This window comes from Streptomyces sp. NPDC053367 (assembly GCF_044545925.1).
Taxonomy (GTDB): Bacteria; Actinomycetota; Actinomycetes; order Streptomycetales; family Streptomycetaceae; genus Streptomyces.
This window is the reverse complement of sequence record NZ_JBITYN010000001.1, coordinates 1,008,020-1,024,256: the sequence shown is the minus strand read 5'-3', so window position 1 is coordinate 1,024,256 and position 16,237 is coordinate 1,008,020. Positions and strand designations below refer to the sequence as shown.

Annotated in this window: 12 protein-coding genes; 7 read left to right on the top strand and 5 right to left on the bottom strand. The window is 73.1% G+C overall.

Annotated features, from left to right (window positions below; genetic code table 11):
* Positions 1 to 186: 186 nt before the first annotated feature.
* From ACIGXJ_RS04700 to ACIGXJ_RS04685, 4 genes are read left to right on the top strand one after another with little or no spacing between them, the layout of a single operon-like run.
* Positions 187 to 1,488, top strand: a complete 1,302-nt coding sequence (locus tag ACIGXJ_RS04700) for an MFS transporter (protein ID WP_399641581.1) — start codon at positions 187 to 189, stop codon at positions 1,486 to 1,488.
* Positions 1,489 to 1,544: 56 nt separating this feature from the next.
* Positions 1,545 to 2,489 carry an EamA family transporter gene (locus ACIGXJ_RS04695; protein ID WP_399641579.1) on the top strand — a complete coding sequence of 315 codons (945 nt, stop codon included), beginning with the start codon at positions 1,545 to 1,547 and terminating at the stop codon, positions 2,487 to 2,489.
* 34 nt (positions 2,490 to 2,523) lie between these two features.
* Positions 2,524 to 3,444 (top strand): DMT family transporter, encoded by a 921-nt coding sequence (locus ACIGXJ_RS04690; protein WP_399641577.1) that lies wholly within the window; start codon positions 2,524 to 2,526, stop codon positions 3,442 to 3,444.
* A gap of 15 nt (positions 3,445 to 3,459) precedes the next feature.
* Positions 3,460 to 4,359, top strand: a complete 900-nt coding sequence (locus ACIGXJ_RS04685) for a LysR family transcriptional regulator (RefSeq protein WP_399641576.1) — start codon at positions 3,460 to 3,462, stop codon at positions 4,357 to 4,359.
* Here the strand turns inward: ACIGXJ_RS04685 and ACIGXJ_RS04680 are convergent.
* Both ACIGXJ_RS04680 and pepN read right to left on the bottom strand, forming a co-directional pair.
* Positions 4,315 to 4,602, bottom strand: a complete 288-nt coding sequence (locus ACIGXJ_RS04680; protein ID WP_399641573.1) for a hypothetical protein — start codon at positions 4,600 to 4,602, stop codon at positions 4,315 to 4,317. The two genes, ACIGXJ_RS04685 and ACIGXJ_RS04680, sit on opposite strands and share 45 nt — an antisense overlap.
* 53 nt (positions 4,603 to 4,655) lie before the next feature.
* On the bottom strand, positions 4,656 to 7,232 hold the full coding sequence (pepN, locus tag ACIGXJ_RS04675) for an aminopeptidase N (protein WP_399641571.1): 2,577 nt from the start codon (positions 7,230 to 7,232) through the stop codon (positions 4,656 to 4,658).
* Between the two features lie 189 nt (positions 7,233 to 7,421).
* On the opposite strand from pepN, the gene ACIGXJ_RS04670 reads away from it, so the two are divergent.
* Complete coding sequence (locus ACIGXJ_RS04670) at positions 7,422 to 7,892, top strand: DUF1203 domain-containing protein (RefSeq protein ID WP_399641569.1); 471 nt, start codon at positions 7,422 to 7,424, stop codon at positions 7,890 to 7,892.
* Here ACIGXJ_RS04670 and ACIGXJ_RS04665 read toward each other — a convergent pair.
* Together ACIGXJ_RS04665 and ACIGXJ_RS04660 are read right to left on the bottom strand one after the other, a co-directional pair.
* Positions 7,889 to 8,905: an aspartate-semialdehyde dehydrogenase gene (locus tag ACIGXJ_RS04665; RefSeq protein WP_399641567.1), complete on the bottom strand. Its 1,017-nt coding sequence runs from the start codon at positions 8,903 to 8,905 to the stop codon at positions 7,889 to 7,891. The genes ACIGXJ_RS04670 and ACIGXJ_RS04665 overlap by 4 nt on opposite strands.
* 119 nt (positions 8,906 to 9,024) lie before the next feature.
* Positions 9,025 to 11,307, bottom strand: a complete 2,283-nt coding sequence (locus ACIGXJ_RS04660; protein WP_399641565.1) for a TerD family protein — start codon at positions 11,305 to 11,307, stop codon at positions 9,025 to 9,027.
* Between the two features lie 118 nt (positions 11,308 to 11,425).
* Between ACIGXJ_RS04660 and ACIGXJ_RS04655 the strand changes: the two genes are divergently transcribed.
* Together ACIGXJ_RS04655 and ACIGXJ_RS04650 are read left to right on the top strand one after the other, a co-directional pair.
* Positions 11,426 to 11,965: an RNA polymerase sigma factor gene (locus ACIGXJ_RS04655; RefSeq protein WP_399641564.1), complete on the top strand. Its 540-nt coding sequence runs from the start codon at positions 11,426 to 11,428 to the stop codon at positions 11,963 to 11,965.
* 1 nt (position 11,966) lies between these two features.
* Entirely contained in the window at positions 11,967 to 12,803 is an 837-nt protein-coding gene (locus ACIGXJ_RS04650) for a hypothetical protein (protein ID WP_399641562.1), read from the top strand.
* A gap of 91 nt (positions 12,804 to 12,894) precedes the next feature.
* On the opposite strand, the gene ACIGXJ_RS04645 is transcribed toward ACIGXJ_RS04650, so the two are convergent.
* Positions 12,895 to 16,185, bottom strand: coding sequence for a S8 family serine peptidase (locus tag ACIGXJ_RS04645; protein WP_399641560.1), 3,291 nt, complete (start codon positions 16,183 to 16,185; stop codon positions 12,895 to 12,897).
* Positions 16,186 to 16,237 lie beyond the last annotated feature (52 nt).

The window sequence follows — 16,237 nt, the reverse complement described above, 5'->3', positions numbered from 1 at the left end:
GCAGGAGTATCCGCCCCGCTCCGGTCGGCCGCAAGAAAGTAGCTGTGGGGAAAGTAGCTGTAAGGAAAGTAGGCGGAAGGAAAGTAGATCAGCATCAAGTGTCTTGCATAAAAGTTGCTTAGCGCTAAGCTACTTTCCATCAAGCCGCTTCGGCGGGATCGAGCCCGATCACAGCAGGGGGACGTCATGGGCAGGAAGCACGAGCGCGTAGCGGGGGAGTGGGCGCTGCCCGTCGCCGCCGCCGTCAACGGCATCGGCACCGGCATGTACGTCCCGTTCACCCTGGTGTTCTTCCACTACGTCACCGGCCTCTCCTTCGCCGTGGTCGGTGCGGTCCTCACCATCACCGGGCTGGCCGGACTCGGCGCGCTCCCGGCGGCCGGGGCGGCCATCGACCGTTACGGCGCCAAGCGGGTGCTGTACGCGCTGTACGGCGTGCGGGTGGCCGGCTTCGCCCTCTACCCCTTCGCCCAGTCCCTCGCCGCCTTCGCCGCCGTCGCACTGGTCACCGCCGCAGCCGACCGGGCCTTCCCGGCCGTCAACCAGTCGCTGATCGGCGAGGTCGCCAGGGGAGAGGGCCGCGACCGGCTCCAGGCGGCCACCCGCGCGCTGCAGAACGGCGGCAACGGGGCCGGCGCCCTGCTCGCCACCCTCGTCATCGCCCTCGCCGGTCCCGCCGGCTACACCTACGCCGCCTGGGGCAACGCCCTGTCCTTCGCGCTCGCCGCGCTGCTGGTCCGCCCGCTGAAGCCGGTGCGCTCCACCGAGCCGGCCCCCGCGCGCGGGGCCGGGGCCGGATACCGGCTCGTCCTCACCGACCGGCCCTTCCTCGTCGTCACCGGCGCCAACTTCCTCAACGCGCTCAGCTACTCCGCCCTGTCGGTGCTCTTCCCGCTCTTCATCGTGCAGTCGCTGAACGGCCCGGCCGTCCTCACCGGGTCCGCCTTCACGGTGAACACCGTGCTGTGCGCGGTCGCCGGGGTGTACGTCGGCTCCCGCGTCCGGCGGGCCGGGGCCCGGCGCACCAGGGCCGCGGGCCTCGGCGGGGCGCTGTTCGCCGCCGCGTTCGCCGCGAACATCGTGCTCGGCACGCTGCGGCCGCAGGACGACACCGTGCTGGGCGCCGCCCTGGTGGGTGTGGTCGTCCTCTACACCCTGGGCGAGCTGATCCACAGCCCCGCCGCCGAGGTGCTCGCGGTGTCGGCGGCTCCCGAGGCGGTCCGGGGCCGGTACATGGCGGCCTACCAGATGTCCTGGTCGCTGGCCAAGGCGGTCGCGCCCTCGCTGTTCACCACGCTGCTCGCGCTCGACGGCCGCGCCCCCTGGGCCGTCCTGATCGTCACCTCGGCCCTCGCGGCCGCGCTGCTGATCCGGGTCGAGCGGCGGCTGCCGGCCGAGGCGGTCCGGCCGCTGCCGTTGACGGTGGCCCGCGGCGCCGGGCAGACCCAGCCGGCCCAGCCCGCCGAACCCGCCCACGCCACAGCCTGACCCCCGCCTCCCTCCTCCCCCTCTGCCTCACGCCCTTGCGCGAAAGGACCCCGGCCATGAAGCGGTCCGCGACCGTCCTGCTCACCGCCCTCGCCCCGATCTCCTGGGGCACCACCTACGCGGTCACCACCGAGTTCCTGCCGGCCGACCGCCCCCTGTTCACCGGCCTGATGCGGGCCCTGCCCGCCGGGCTGCTCCTGCTGGCCCTCGCCCGGGTGCTGCCGCGCGGCGCCTGGTGGTGGAAGGCGGGGGTGCTGGGCGCGCTGAACATCGGGGCGTTCTTCCCGCTGCTGTTCCTGTCGGCGTACCGGCTGCCCGGCGGGATGGCCGCGGTCGTCGGCTCGGCGGGCCCGCTGTTCGTCGTCGGCCTCTCGGCGGTGCTGCTCGGGCAGCGGGCGACCCTGCGCTCGGTGCTCACCGGGATCGCGGCGGCGTTCGGCGTCAGCCTGGTCGTGCTGAAGGCGGCCGGGGCGCTGGACACCGTAGGGGTGCTGGCGGCCGTCGCCTCGACCGCGTCGATGTCCACCGGCACGGTCCTCACCAAGAAGTGGGGCCGCCCCGAGGGCGTGGGCCCGCTCGCCCTCACCGGCTGGCAGCTCACCGCGGGCGGCCTGCTGATCGCCCCGCTCGCCCTGCTGGTCGAGGGCGCCCCGCCCGCGCTGGACGCGCCCGCGATCGGCGGCTACCTCTACCTCGCGCTGGGCAACACGGCGGTGTCGTACTGGCTCTGGTTCCGCGGCATCGGCCGCCTCAGCGCCACCCAGGTCACCTTCCTCGGCCCGCTGTCCCCGCTGACCGCCGCGATCGTCGGCTGGGTGGCGCTCGGGCAGACGCTGAGCCCGGTGCAACTGGCGGGCATGGCACTGGCGTTCGGCGCGACGGTCCTCGGGCAGATCGGTGGCGCGCGACCGGGGCCGACGACCCCCGGACCGTTCAGTTCCCCTGAAAAGAACGGTCAGGAACTTTCGATGGACGTGACAGGTCCGGCGCTGCGACGGTAGACCGGCAACCGCCCACCGCGCAGAAAGGACTTCCGTGGCGCAGGCTCTGAGGACCGCCACCACCCGCACCCTTGCGAGCCCGAGGACGGCCACCCCCGTCCTCGGGCTCGCGCTCGCTCTGCTGGCCACCCTCGTCTGGTCCGGCAGCTTCGTCACCTCCCGGGGCCTCGCCGACAGCGTGCCGCCCGTGCAGCACGCCTTCTGGCGCTGGGTCGTGGCGCTCGCCGTGGTGGCCCCCTTCGGCGCCCGGCAGGCCTGGCGGCAGCGGGCCCTGGTCCGCCGCCACCTGCGCTTCGTTCTCCTGGCGTCCTTCCTCGGGGTCGCGCTCTACAACACGATCGTCAACCAGGCGGGCCTGACCACCCCCGCCGCCAACATGGGCATGATCATGGCCGCGTCGCCGGTGCTGATGGCGGTGTACGAGCGGGCGGCCGGCGTACGTCTCGGGGCGCGCAGGGCGGCCGGGCTGCTGACGGCGTGCGCCGGGGTGCTGCTGCTGGTGGGCGGCGGGACGGGGGCGTCGTTCTCCGCGGGGGACCTGTGGATGGTCGCGGCGATGGCGAGCTTCGGGTCCTACAGCGCCCTGCTGCGCCGCCGCCCGGCCGAACTCACCGGGACGGCCTTCCTGTTCACGACCTTCCTCCTCGGCACCCTGATGCTGCTGCCCGCGCAGACGGCGAGCCTCGCCCTCCAGGGCGGCTTCAGCCCGACGCCCGGCACGGTCCTGCCGCTCCTCTACGTCGGTGTCGCCTCCTCCGCGGTCGCCTTCTTCGCCTGGAACCGGGCGATCGCACTGGTCGGCCCCACCCGCGCCGGGGTCGTCTACTACCTCCAGCCGGTCTGCGTGGCCCTGCTCTCCTGGGCGCTGCTGGACGAGCCGACGGGCTGGGCCCAGGCCGGGTGCATGGCGCTGATCCTGGGCGGGGTGCTGCTGGGCGCGGCCGCTCGCCGGTGACGTAGGTTGCGGGCCATGGCCGAGTGGGACATCCGGAAACTGCACATCCTGCGCACCCTGCGGGAGGAGGGCACCGTCACGGCGACGGCCGAGGCCCTGCGGATGACCCCGTCGGCGGTGTCCCAGCAACTGTCCAACCTCGCCCGGCAGCTGGGCGTGACGCTGCTGGAGTCCCACGGCCGGCGGGTCCGGCTCACCGACGCGGCCCGCCTGGTACTGCGGCACGCCGAGGCGGTCTTCGAACAACTGGAGCGCGCCGACGCGGCGTTGGCGGCCTACGCCCAGGGAGAGGCCGGCGAGGTCAGGGTCGGCGCCTTCTCCACGGCCGTACCGGCCCTGGTGGTACCGGCGGTACGGGCACTCCGCGCCGGGCACCCCCGGGTGACGGTCCGCATCCGCGAGACGGAGGCGGCCGAGGCCTACGACCTCCTGGCCGCGGGCGAGATCGACCTAGCCCTCTCCCTGGCGGCCCACGCCCCCACCGCCCGGGACCCCCGCTTCGATCTCCACCCCCTCCTCGCGGACCCCCTGGACGTGGCCCTGCCTCCCGGCCACCCCCTGGCGGGCGCGTTGGACCTCCACCTCTGCGACCTGGCCGCCGAACCCTGGATCTTCGGCGGCAGCGGCCCCTGGTCCGACATCACCCGCACGGCCTGCGAGTCCGCCGGCTTCACCCCCCACCAGGCCCACTCGGCAACCGGCTGGACCGCGATCCTCGCCATGGTCGGGGCCGGCCTGGGCGTCGCCCTCGTCCCCCGCCTGGCGGCCGTACGCCGCGACGGCGTGGCCATGCGCGAACTCGCCGCCGACCGCCCGGTACGCCATGTCCTGGCGGCAGTCCGCCGGGGCGCGACGGAGGCCCCGGCGCTGTCACGGGTGCTGGAAGCCCTGCGGGCGGCGGCCGCGGGCGGCTGACACCGTCAGGGCCGCGCCCCCGGCCTGTTCACCCCCCTCCCAGGCCGCTCGGGCCGAGGTCGAGACCTTGCCGTCGGGGGACACGTCGAGGGTCGGCTCGGTGGAGCCTCGCCGCCACTTGCCCTCGGGGAGCTGCGGCAGGCCGCTGCGGTGGGTGGAGCCGAGGCAGGCGTAGGTCGTCGGGTCGAAGTACAGCTCTTGGCGGCCTTGCGGGCCGGCGGCCGGGCGGGGGTCGCTGACCACGAGGACATGCGAAGGGCGCCCGTCCGGACAGGACGGGCGCCCCCTGAAGCGACCTACTCGGCGGCGGCCGCGTCCGCCGCCTGCGCCTTCAGCGCCCGCTCGACGCCCGCGCGGGACTCCGAGATCAGGCGGCGCAGGGCCGCGCCCGGCTCCGCCGAGGCCAGCCAGGCGTCCGTGCGGTCCAGGGTGTCCTGGGAGACCTGGACCGTCGGGTAGAGGCCGACGGCGATCTGCTGGGCCATCTCGTGCGAGCGGGACTCCCAGACGTCCTTCACCACGGCGAAGAACTTCTCCGTGTACGGCACGAGCAGCTCGCGCTGGTCGGTCTGCACGAAGCCGCCGATCACCGCCTCCTGGAGGGCGTTCGGGAGCTTGTCGGACTCCACGACCGACGCCCAGGCCTCCGCCTTGGCCTCCGCGGTCGGACGCGCGGCACGCGCGGTCGCGGCATGACGCTCACCGGCCGCGGTCTTGTCCCGCTCGTACTCGGTCGCGATCTCCGACTCGTCGAACCGGCCCACGGCCGCGAGCCGCTGCACGAACGCCCAGCGCAGCTCGGTGTCCACGGCCAGGCCCTCGATCGTCTCGGAGCCGTCCAGCAGGGCCTCCAGCAGGTCCAGCTGCTCCGGCGTGCGGGCGGTCGCCGCGAAGGCGCGCGCCCAGGCCAGCTGGTGGTCGCCGCCCGGCTCGGCGGAACGCAGGTGCGCCAGCGTCGCGTCGGTCCAGCGGGCCAGCAGCGTCTCACGGGCGGCCGGGTCGGCGTACAGGTCGATCGCCAGCTTGACCTGCCGGTGCAGCGACTGCACGACACCGATGTCCGACTCCTTGCCGATGCCCGACAGCACCAGGGACAGGTAGTCGCGGGTCGCCAGCTCCGCGTCGCGGGTCATGTCCCAGGCCGACGCCCAGCACAGCGCGCGCGGCAGGGACTCCTCGAAGTCGCCCAGGTGCTCGGTCACCACGGCGAGGGACTTCTCGTCGAGGCGGACCTTGGCGTACGACAGGTCGTCGTCGTTGAGCAGGACGACGTCCGGGCGGGCCCGGCCGGTCAGCTGCTCGACGGCCGTCCGCTCGCCGTCCACGTCCAGCTCGATCCGCTCGGTGCGCACCAGCTTGCCCGTCGCCGCGTCGACGTCGTACAGGCCGACCGCGATGCGGTGCGGGCGCAGCACCGGCTCGCCCTGGGCGCCGGCGGGCAGCGCCGGGGCCTCCTGGCGGATGGCGAAGGAGGTGATCACGCCCTGGGCGTCCACCTCGATCTCCGGGCGCAGGACGTTGATGCCGGCCGTCTCCAGCCACTTCTTCGACCACGTCTTCAGGTCGCGCCCGGAGGTCTCCTCCAGCGCGCCCAGCAGGTCCGACAGCCGGGTGTTGCCGAAGGCGTGCCGCTTGAAGTAGGCCTGGACGCCGCGGAAGAACTCGTCCTCACCGACGTAGGCCACGAGCTGCTTGAGGACGGAGGCGCCCTTGGCGTACGTGATGCCGTCGAAGTTGACGAGCACGTCGTCCAGGTCGCGGATGTCCGCCATGATCGGGTGCGTGGACGGCAGCTGGTCCTGCCGGTACGCCCAGGTCTTCATGGAGTTGGCGAACGTGGTCCACGAGTGCGGCCAGCGGGAGCCGGGGGCCGCCGCCTGGCAGGCGATGGACGTGTACGTGGCGAACGACTCGTTCAGCCACAGGTCGTTCCACCACTCCATGGTGACCAGGTCGCCGAACCACATGTGGGCCAGCTCGTGCAGGATCGTCTCGGCGCGCACCTCGTACGCCGCATCGGTCACCTTGGACCGGAAGACGTACTGGTCGCGGATGGTCACCGCGCCCGCGTTCTCCATCGCACCCGCGTTGAACTCCGGGACGAACAGCTGGTCATACTTGGCGAACGGATAGGCGTAGTCGAACTTCTCCTGGAACCACTCGAAGCCCTGCCGGGTCACCTCGAAGATGGCGTCCGCGTCCAGGAACTCGGCCAGCGACGGCCGGCAGTAGATGCCCAGCGGCACCGACTGGCCGTCCTTCTCGTACACGCTGTGCACCGAGTGGTACGGGCCCACGATCAGCGCCGTGATGTACGTCGAGATCCGCGGCGTCGGCTCGAAGACCCAGACGTCGTCCTTGGGCTCCGGGGTCGGCGAGTTGGAGATGACCGTCCAGCCCGCGGGCGCCTTCACGGTGAACTGGAAGGTCGCCTTCAGGTCCGGCTGCTCGAACGACGCGAACACGCGCCGGGCGTCCGGCACCTCGAACTGGGTGTACAGGTAGGCCTGGTCGTCGACCGGGTCGACGAACCGGTGCAGGCCCTCACCGGTGTTGGTGTACGCGCAGTCCGCGACCACGCGCAGGATGTTGCGGCCCCGGAGCAGGCCGGGCAGCGCGATCCGCGAGTCCGCGAAGACCTCGGCGGGGTCCAGCGCGTCGCCGTTGAGGGTCACCTCGTGGACGGCCGGCGCGACCAGGTCGATGAAGGACTCGGCGCCGTCCCGGGCGGCGTCGAAGCGCACCGTGGTCACGGACCGGTAGGTGCCGCCCTCCTGCGCGCCGGAGAGGTCGAGATCGACCTCGTACGAGTCAACGGTGAGCAGCTCCGCCCGCTGCTGCGCCTCTTCGCGAGTCAGGTTCGTACCAGGCACGCGGTCATCTCCTCGGTCCACCTCGTATGTGTCGGTCTGGCCATCCTTCCATGCGGATGGGCCGGTACGGGGTGGCCGACGGGCCCCCGCGGCCGAGACGAGGGGAATCCCTCTGCGCGGGCGGGACGCGCGCAGCACCATGTCCGGAATCCGCCGGTACCGGCGTCACCGCACGGTGACGCTGGAGGCATGACGACGTACATCGCGCGACCGATCGGCCCGACCGTCCTCAAGGAGCTGCGCTCCGCCGACGACCAGGGCCGCGTGCCCGTCCCCGTGACGGACGACGAGGGCGGCGCCCCGCTGCGCTGCTGCCTGCGCCACAGCCGGCCCGGCGAGCGGATCGCCCTGGTCTCGTACGCCCCGCTGCGCCGCTGGGCCGCCGAGACCGGCGCCCGCCCCGGCCCGTACGACGAGCAGGGCCCGGTCTTCGTCCACGCCGACGACTGCGCCGGCCCCGAGGGCGGCGCGCTGCCGTTCACCAACGCCCACCGGGTGCTGCGGCGCTACTCCGCCGAGGGCCACATCCTGGGCGGTGAGCTGGTGGAGACCGGCTTCGATGAGGGCCTGCGGAAAGCGTTCGACGACCCGGCCGTGGCACTGGTCCACGTCCGGGCCGTCGAGTACGGCTGCTTCTACTACGAGGTCAGGCGCGCTTAGGGCCTGAGCTCGGCGGCGACCAGCTCCGCGATCTGGACGGCGTTCAGCGCGGCGCCCTTGCGGAGGTTGTCGTTGGAGATGAACAGGGCGAGGCCGTGCTCGACGGTCTCGTCCTTGCGGATCCGGCCTACGTACGACGGGTCCTTGCCGGCCGCCTGGAGCGGGGTCGGGATGTCGGACAGCTCGACCCCGGGGGCGTCCTTGAGCAGCTCGGTGGCGCGCTCGGGGCTGATCGGGCGGGCGAAGCGGGCGTTGACCTGCAGCGAGTGGCCGGAGAAGACCGGGACGCGCACGCAGGTGCCGGAGACCTTCAGCTCGGGGATCTCCAGGATCTTGCGGGACTCGTTGCGGAGCTTCTGCTCCTCGTCGGTCTCGTTCAGGCCGTCCTCGACGATGTTGCCGGCGAGCGGCAGCACGTTGAACGCGATCGGGCGCTTGTAGACGCCGGGCTCCGGGTAGTCCACGGCCTCGCCGTCGTGGGTGAGCTTGTCCGCGTCGGCGATCACCTTCTGCGCCTGGCCGTGCAGCTCGGCGACGCCCGCGACGCCGGAGCCGGAGACGGCCTGGTAGGTGGCGACGACCAGCGCCTCGAGGCCGGCCTCCTGGTGCAGGGGCCTGAGGACCGGCATCGCGGCCATGGTGGTGCAGTTCGGGTTGGCGATGATGCCCTTGGGGCGGTCCGCGATCGCGTGCGGGTTGACCTCGGAGACCACCAGCGGGACCTCGGGGTCCTTGCGCCAGGCGGAGGAGTTGTCGATCACGACCGCGCCCTGGGAGGCGACCTTCTCGGCCAGCACCTTGGAGGTGGCGCCGCCCGCGGAGAACAGCACGATGTCCAGGCCCGTGTAGTCGGCCGTCGCCGCGTCCTCGACCGTCACGCCGTCCAGGACCGTCCCCGCCGAGCGGGCCGAGGCGAACAGGCGCAGCTCGTCGAGGGGGAAGTTCCGCTCGGCGAGGATCCTGCGCATGACCGTGCCGACCTGGCCGGTGGCTCCGACGATTCCTACCTTCACGGGGACTCCTCTGCGTGACGTGCCTGTGTGCGCCCGGACGGCCGGGACCCCTCCATCATGCGGGGGACCCCGGCCGGTGTGTCCAATCCTTTGCCCGATGGGTGGACGATCACTCCAGGTCAGCCACGCTGCTCCAGCCCCCACTCGCCGAAACCGCGCACCTGGAGGAATCCGCTCGGGAGCCGGTGCCGACCGCGGGATCTTCCGATATGACGCACCGGGAACAGGTTTTCGTCCAGCTCGAACAGGTGGATGAGGTCGGACAGCATGTCGTAGTCGTGGGTGAGCAGCATCTCGGTTTCCGGACCGGTGTGACGTACGACTCCGAATCCCCGGCCCGTCACCCGCTTGACGGCCCCGCCGATCTCGGGGGCCTCCTCGACCGGCACCGGCTCGACCCGCCAGCCCACCCCGTCGCCCGCCTGGACGCGGACGAAGCACGAGCCTTCCGGGGCGACCCAGAGGGGGCCGACGACGGGACGCCGGCGGGTGTCCGTGTCGGCGACGAGGGTGCGCTGCCCGCGCGGATGGTTCAGCGCGTGCGCCGCCAGGTGGCCGGCCTCGTCGGTCGTCCTGGCCAGGGTGAGCAGCGCGGGCGGGCCCTCGTAGCGCAGGAGGGTGCTGCCGGTGCCCTCCACGGGGCCCTTCAGCGGGGGCGCCTCCTCGACGGGCAGCAGCCGCAGCCGCCACTCGGCCGCGCGGCGGATCTGCACGGTGCGCTGCGCCTGGCCGGTGGAGAACACGAGGTGGGTCCCGCGCCCGCCGTGCCGGCGGCCGTTCATCCACTCGCCGTCCGAGTCGCCGTACTCGTCGAGCAGGGTCACCTCGTGGCCCCGGTCGTCGGCGTCGCGGATGTCGTACTCCAGCAGAGCCGGCAGGCCGGGACGCGGGTTGACCAGGGTGACCGTGGCGTCCCGGCGCCCCTGGTAGACGCCGTCGGCGGGGGCGGCCGAGCCGCCGAGGACGGGGATGGGGACGGCCCTGAGCCGCCAGTCGCCCTCGCCGTTGGTCACGGCGACGAACACCGGACCGCGCGGCAGCGGCCCGGTCTTGTCGATCCGGCCGATCTCGTTGAACAGCAGGCGGCCTTCGTGGAGGGCGGTCAGCCGGTCGGGCCGGTGGCAGTTCACACAGAACAGCTCGGAGCTCCCGCCGCCGTCGAACCACCCGTGGAGGTCGGCCGCGGGTCCGTCCCAGCGCAGCACGTCCGGGCCGGTGCCGCGCACCTCCTCACCGGTGGCGAGCGGGCGCGCCGCCGACAGCGGCCGTACGGTGATCCTCCACGCTCCCGGGAACCGCACCCGCAGCCGCAGCCGGCGGTCCTCCGGCACCACGGCCAGGCTCCGGCCGCGGTAGGGGGACAGGGCGCTGTTGTGGACGAGTCGGTCCGGCTTCTTGTCGGCGTCGAGGGTGTCGACGCAGAACAGGCCCTCGCCGTCGTGCTCGCCCTCCACGATCACCGGGCCCGGGGGCAGCTTCACCGAGATCTCGCGGTCGCCGCGGCCGCTGCGGACCCAGCGGCGGAACTCCGGGCCGAAGGGCCCGGCCGCCCGCGAACCGTTCGAGCCCCGCACGGCGGGCGCGGTGGCTGCGGTGCTGGCGGTCGCTGCGGAAGGTGCGGTGGCTGCGGTGGGCGCGGGGTTCGTGGTGAGCCCGATGGTGGGTGCGGTGTTCGCGGTGAGCCCGATGGTGGGTGCGGTGTTCGTGGTGAGCCCGATGGTGGCTGCGGTGTTCGCGGTGAGCCCGATGGTGGGCGCGGCGTGTGCGGCCTGTGCGGTGTGTGCGGCGGGCGCGGCGGGCGCCGGTGTCGCTCCGGCCGGCGGACCCGCCACCTTCGACACCCCGGTGTTCACCACCGGCCCCCCGGACACCGCGGGCCGCGCCACCTCGATCCCGAAGTCCGTCGCGAGCCCCGCCAGCCCCGAGTCGTAGCCCTGGCCCACCGCGCGAAAGCGCCACGCGCCGTCGCGGCGGTAGAACTCGCCGAGGACGAAGGCGGTCTCGGTGGAGGCGTCGGTCACCTCGTAGTGCAGGGCGATCGTGCCGTCGTGCGCCACCGTCTGCACGTACAGCCCGGGTATCTGCCCGAACGTCCCGCCCTCGCAGGAGCCGGCGATCACCACGTGCTGGACGGCGGGCTCCACGCCCGGCAGGTCCAGCTCCAGCCACTCGGCGAACTGGCCGTCGCCCCGGCCGACTCCGGCGTGACGCACGGCGCCGGAGGGGTGACGGGGCTGGTTGTGGAAGACGAGGTCGGCGTCGCCGCGGACCCGCCCCGAGGCGTCCAGGAGGAGGGCCGAGGCGTCCACGGACGGCGTCCCCGGGACGGCGCTGCGCCCGACCGCGACCCGCAAGGGACCTGCGGGAACAGGGGCGTTGGCGCCTTTGGTGATGTGCGTCATGGGGCCCATGCTGACAGTGGAGAAGGTGTGGGGAAAAGATCGACGAGGAGATTCCGGATATCGGGCCGAACGTTTCCGCCCCCCGCCGCGTCCTAGAGGAAACGCGGCAAGGAGAGGGGTGGCTGTGCTGCGCAGAAAGGCCCGCCGCGGCCAGGGGGCGGACCACGCCGTGGACGACCCGCTGGACGCGGCGCAGGAACGCCGGGTGCGGGCGGTGCTCGCGCTCGGCGGGGTGCCGCAGACGGACCTGATGGACGGGGTGCAGCAGGTCCGTCTGCGGCTGCTCGAGCGGGCCGCGGGCGGGCGCGAGGCCCCGCGGGACGTGTCGGCGTGGGCGGCCGTGGTCGCCTCCAACCTCGCCATGGACTGGCACCGCGCCAAGCGCCGCCAGGAGCGGCTCGGGGAGCGGCTGGCCTCCCTGCGCCAGCACGAGCACCCGTCCGGCGAGGACACCAGCCTGCTCTCCCTCGCCGTCGCCCGGGGCCTGGACGAACTGCCCGGCCCCCAGCGCCAGGTGCTGGTCCTGCGCTTCTACGCCGACCTGCCGGTGCGCGGCATCGCCGAGGAGCTCGGCATCCCCGAGGGCACCGTCAAGAGCAGGCTGCACACGGCGGTCCGGGCCCTGCGCGCCCGGCTGCACGAGGACGAGGTGGTGTGACGTGACCGTCGAACACGACGGCTGCGACGGCGCGGAGGACTTCGAGGGCTTCGAAGGCTTCGAGGGACCCGGCACCGACGGCCGCCCCGACCCGCTGATGGCCGTCCTCACCGGCGAACCGCTGCCCGACGAGGTCCGCACGGACGCCGCCTTCATGGCCGAGCACCGCTCCGCCGAGGCCGATGTCGCCCTGCTGCGGGCGCAGTTGGGCCTCCTCGGCCACGCCCTCGCCGAACCCGAGCCCGAGCCCGAACCCCAGCCCGAGCCCCAGCCCGAGCCCCGGCCCGTGCCGAGGCCCGAGCCGGCTCCCGCCCGCACCCCCGTCCGCAGGCGCCGCCCCTTCCTGCTCGCGGTCCGCGTCGCCGGAGTCACCTGCGCCGTGGGCGTGTTCTCCCTGCTGGGCTGGCTCGTGGTGAGCTCCGCCCCCGGGGGCGCCGCCGACGACAGCGGCGGCAGCAACAAGGCCGCCTCGGGCGACCAGAAGTCGGGCAGCGGCAACGAGGCCGCGGACCTGTCCGCCCCCGGCTACCTCGCCTGCGCCCGGCTCATCGCCGAGGGCGACGTCACGGCCGTGGAACCGGTGCCCGGCGCCGGACAGGACCGGATCACCCTGCGCGTCACCCGCCACCTCAAGCCCGCCCGAGGGCCGGCCGAGGTCAGCTTCCCGATGGACCGTGACGTGGACCCCCGTCCGCGCACCGGCGACCATGTCCTGATCAGCATCCCGGAGGGCTCCGCCGTACCGGATGTCTGGAGCGTCGGCGCCCAGGACGTGGCCGAGGCCCGCGCCTGGATCACGCGGGCGCTGCCGGAGTCCCGGACGATCCCGTGTGAGTGACGCCCGCGGTCGCACGGACCGGGGGACGCGGGACGCGAAGGGGCGGGCGCCCGGTCCGGACGCCCGCCCCCTGCTTGTCGTACCCGCGCTGTTACGAGGTGACCTTGTCGATCCTCACCTGGCCGAGGCCCGCGACCGTGCCGCGCGCGTTGACCAGGGAGACCTGGCCGAAGAATGCGCGGCCCTCGGGGGCCGGGGCCGCCGCGGTGACGGTGCCCGTGACGTTCGCCGAGGCGCCCGTGCCGAGCTTGACCGGGGAGCCGTCCACCGAGACCGAGCCGAGCGCGGCCGAGTAGAACACGTCCAGGTAGTCGTACGCGGTGGTGCCGGCCGGGACGGCGTAGCCGTCGACCTCGATGCGGTAGGTGCCGGCCGTCGGGTTCTTGATGGAGACGGCCTCCTCCGAGTCGCCGTCGGCGGAGCTGCCGACCTTGGTGCCGGCCGCGTCGTAGACGGCCAGGTCCAGGTCCGCGGCCGCGTCGGAGACGTTGCCGATGACGACGTCCAGGGACGTGGCGCCCGCGGGCACCTCGACCGTGGTGGTCTGCAGCTCACCCTGCTTGATGGTCGGGCGCGTGGTCTTCGACGAGCCCAGCGGGCCGCCGACCAGCTTGCCGTCGATCGCGGCGAGGTTGTTCGTCACCTTCCAGGAGGCGGTGGCCGGCGTGCCGACCTTCGCCTCGGGCAGGACCACGGTCTCCGGGTCGAAGGCCGCGCCCAGGACGGAGACGTCCAGCGTGAACGGGTTGTCCAGCAGCGGCGACGTACGGCGCGACTCGACCTCGATCTCCCAGACGCCCGGCTGCGGGTCGGCGTAGGAGCGGACGTCGGGACGGCAGCCGTTGCCGTCGTTGTAGTTGTTGTAGCAGTTGGGGGTGCCGGTCGGGTCGGACGGGACACCGTAGGGGTGGATGGCGATGAAGCGGGTCTGGCTCTTGGCGGCCAGGCCGCCGATCGCGACCTCCAGCGACTTCGCGCCCTCGGGCACGGTCACGAAGTACGACTTGTGGGCGTTGCGCTGCACCGAGGAGGACGCCGAGTAGGTGTACTCCAGCGGCGCGGACACCACGACCGTGGACAGGACCTGCTTGTCGATGCCCTCGGTGCGCGGGTCGTCGACCTCGAGGATCGCGCTCTTCAGGCCGGCGGAACGGGGCGCGGCCTCGACCTTGACGGTGACCGGCTGGTTCAGCGGCAGGCTGATCTCGTCGGAGCCGACGATCCGGAAGGTGCGGCCGGCGTTGTTCTCGAAGTGCAGCTCGTGCCGGATCGCGCGGTCGGCGCCCGTCGTACGGGTCAGGGTGATCTCGTACGTCTTCTTCTGGCCGGCCTTCAGGCCGCCCTCACGGTCGTACAGGCCGGTGCCGTAGCCCGGGGTCTTCAGGAACTGGTCGATCGCGGTGTCGACCGGCGCCTTGACGGTGTACTCGTGGGAGTGCGCGCCGTCCAGGATCGCGTCCCAGGCGTCCTCGATGTTGATCAGGCCCGCGCCCTCGGCGTACGCCTGCACACCGGGGATGTGGTCGGCGGTCGAGGTCAGCGCGGTGCGCAGGGTGGCCGGGGTCAGCTCGACGCCCTTGCGCTTGGCGGCGGACAGCAGCAGCGCGGAGGCGCCGGCGGCCTGCGGGGAGGCCATCGAGGTGCCCTGCAGCATGGAGTAGCCGGGCGGGAGCTGGTAGCCCGCCTCGGGCACCGGACCGCCGGGCAGCCAGGTCTGCGTGGTGTTGATCGAGGCGCCCGGGGCGACCAGGGTCGGGGTGAAGCCGCCGTCCTCACGCGGGCCGCGCGAGGAGAAGGGCAGCATCGCGTACTCGGTCTCCACGGCGGAGCCGTAGTTGGACGCCCAGGTCTCCTTGGAGATGGACGCGCCGACCGAGATCACCTTGTCGGCGAGGCCGGGGTCGCCGATGGTGTTGGCGCCGGGGCCGGAGTTGCCCGCGGAGATCACCAGCTGGACGCCGTAGGTGTCGATCAGGCGGGTGTACAGCTCGGCGCGCGCGTTGTTGCCGTCGTTCAGCGCCGGCAGACCGCCGATGGACATGTTGACGATGTCGACACCGCGCTTGGTGACGAGGTCGATCATGCCCTCGGTGAGCGCGATGTTGGTGCAGCCGCCGCTCCAGGTGCAGGCGCGCGAGGAGACGAGCTTGGCGCCGGGGGCGGCGCCGTTCATCCTGCCGCCGAACAGGCCGTTGGCGGCGGTGATGCCGGCGACGTGGGTGCCGTGCTCGGACTCGATGACACCGATGTTGACGTAGTCGGCCTTGGCGCCGGCGGCGTTGTAGACGACGTCCTTGCGGATCTCGACGACGAACGGGATGCGCTCGGCGATCGCGGTCGCCGGGTCGTCGGTGCCGAACCAGGAGACCTGGAAGCCGTCCTTGTACGGCTTCATCGCCGTCTCGTCGGTGAAGTCCAGGTCGTCGTCGAGGTCGACGCGCACGGTGCCCGCGGCCGCGTCGTACAGCACGCCCCAGACGTCGGTCTTGTCCCCGTCGCGGTTGAGGTCGCCCGCCATGTCGCCGCCGGTGGTGGCGGACTCGGAGAAGTAGCTGAACTTGTAGGCGCCCTCGGGGGCCTTGAAGGTCTCCGTGCCCAGCGCGGCCGTCGTGATCGAGAAGGTGGGGCCGGCGACCGAGCTGGTCATCCGGCGCCAGGTGAGGTCGCCGTCGCCCACCGGGTCGGTGGCGGTGACCCAGTCGACGATCTTGCGCTCGCCGGTCGTGGTCCTCTGCAGCGCCGGGTGGCCCAGGTCGATGCCCGAGTCGAGGATGCCGATGGTGACACCGCGGCCGTCCGCCTTGGGGTGGTCCTCGACGAAGTCGACCGCGCCCGTCTCGAAGGACGGGTTGTACGGGTTCTCGGCGGGGGTGTTCCTGCCGGGCGCGGGGTACGAGCCGGCGGCCGGGGCCGACGTCTGCTGCGAGCCCGAGGGAGCCGGGTCGTCGAGCGGGATCTCCTGGCGCAGGTCGATTCCGTGCACGGAGGAGAGCTTGGCGGCGGCGGCGATGGCCGCGTCCGCCTTGCCGGTGGGGACGGTCGCGCGGACGTAGCCGAGCTTGTCGTCGGTACGGCCGACCAGGCCGCCGTCCACCGAGTCCAGCTGCCGGGCGACCTGCTCGGTCTGGCCGGGCGCGGTCGCGACCATCATGGTGACGGTCTTGTCGCCGTCGGCCTTGGCCTCGGCGAGCAGGGCGGCGTCGTCGGAGCCCAGCTTGGCCTGGGCGGACTTCACACCGGGGTCGGCCGCGGCCGGGCCGCCCTCGTCGGCGAGGGCCAGGGGGACGGGCGCGCACAGAGCGGCCACCAGACCAGCGGCGACAGCGATACGCGCCGTGCGTCTGGTGGCCGATATGGAGTCGCGCCGGGGGTGGTTGGTCATCGGCATCCCTTGCACGTAAAGGAACGAGGAGTCCGGATTGCGCACCCGGACG

Bases quoted from the DNA above. Each gene is read 5' to 3' on its own strand.
- ACIGXJ_RS04670 (WP_399641569.1), top strand. From the start codon at position 7,422: ATGACGACGTACATCGCGCGACCGATCGGCCCGACCGTCCTCAAGGAG.
- ACIGXJ_RS04695 (WP_399641579.1), top strand. From the start codon at position 1,545: ATGAAGCGGTCCGCGACCGTCCTGCTCACCGCCCTCGCCCCGATCTCC.
- ACIGXJ_RS04685 (WP_399641576.1), top strand. From the start codon at position 3,460: ATGGCCGAGTGGGACATCCGGAAACTGCACATCCTGCGCACCCTGCGG.
- ACIGXJ_RS04645 (WP_399641560.1), bottom strand. From the start codon at position 16,185: ATGACCAACCACCCCCGGCGCGACTCCATATCGGCCACCAGACGCACG.
- ACIGXJ_RS04660 (WP_399641565.1), bottom strand. From the start codon at position 11,307: ATGACGCACATCACCAAAGGCGCCAACGCCCCTGTTCCCGCAGGTCCC.
- ACIGXJ_RS04700 (WP_399641581.1), top strand. From the start codon at position 187: ATGGGCAGGAAGCACGAGCGCGTAGCGGGGGAGTGGGCGCTGCCCGTC.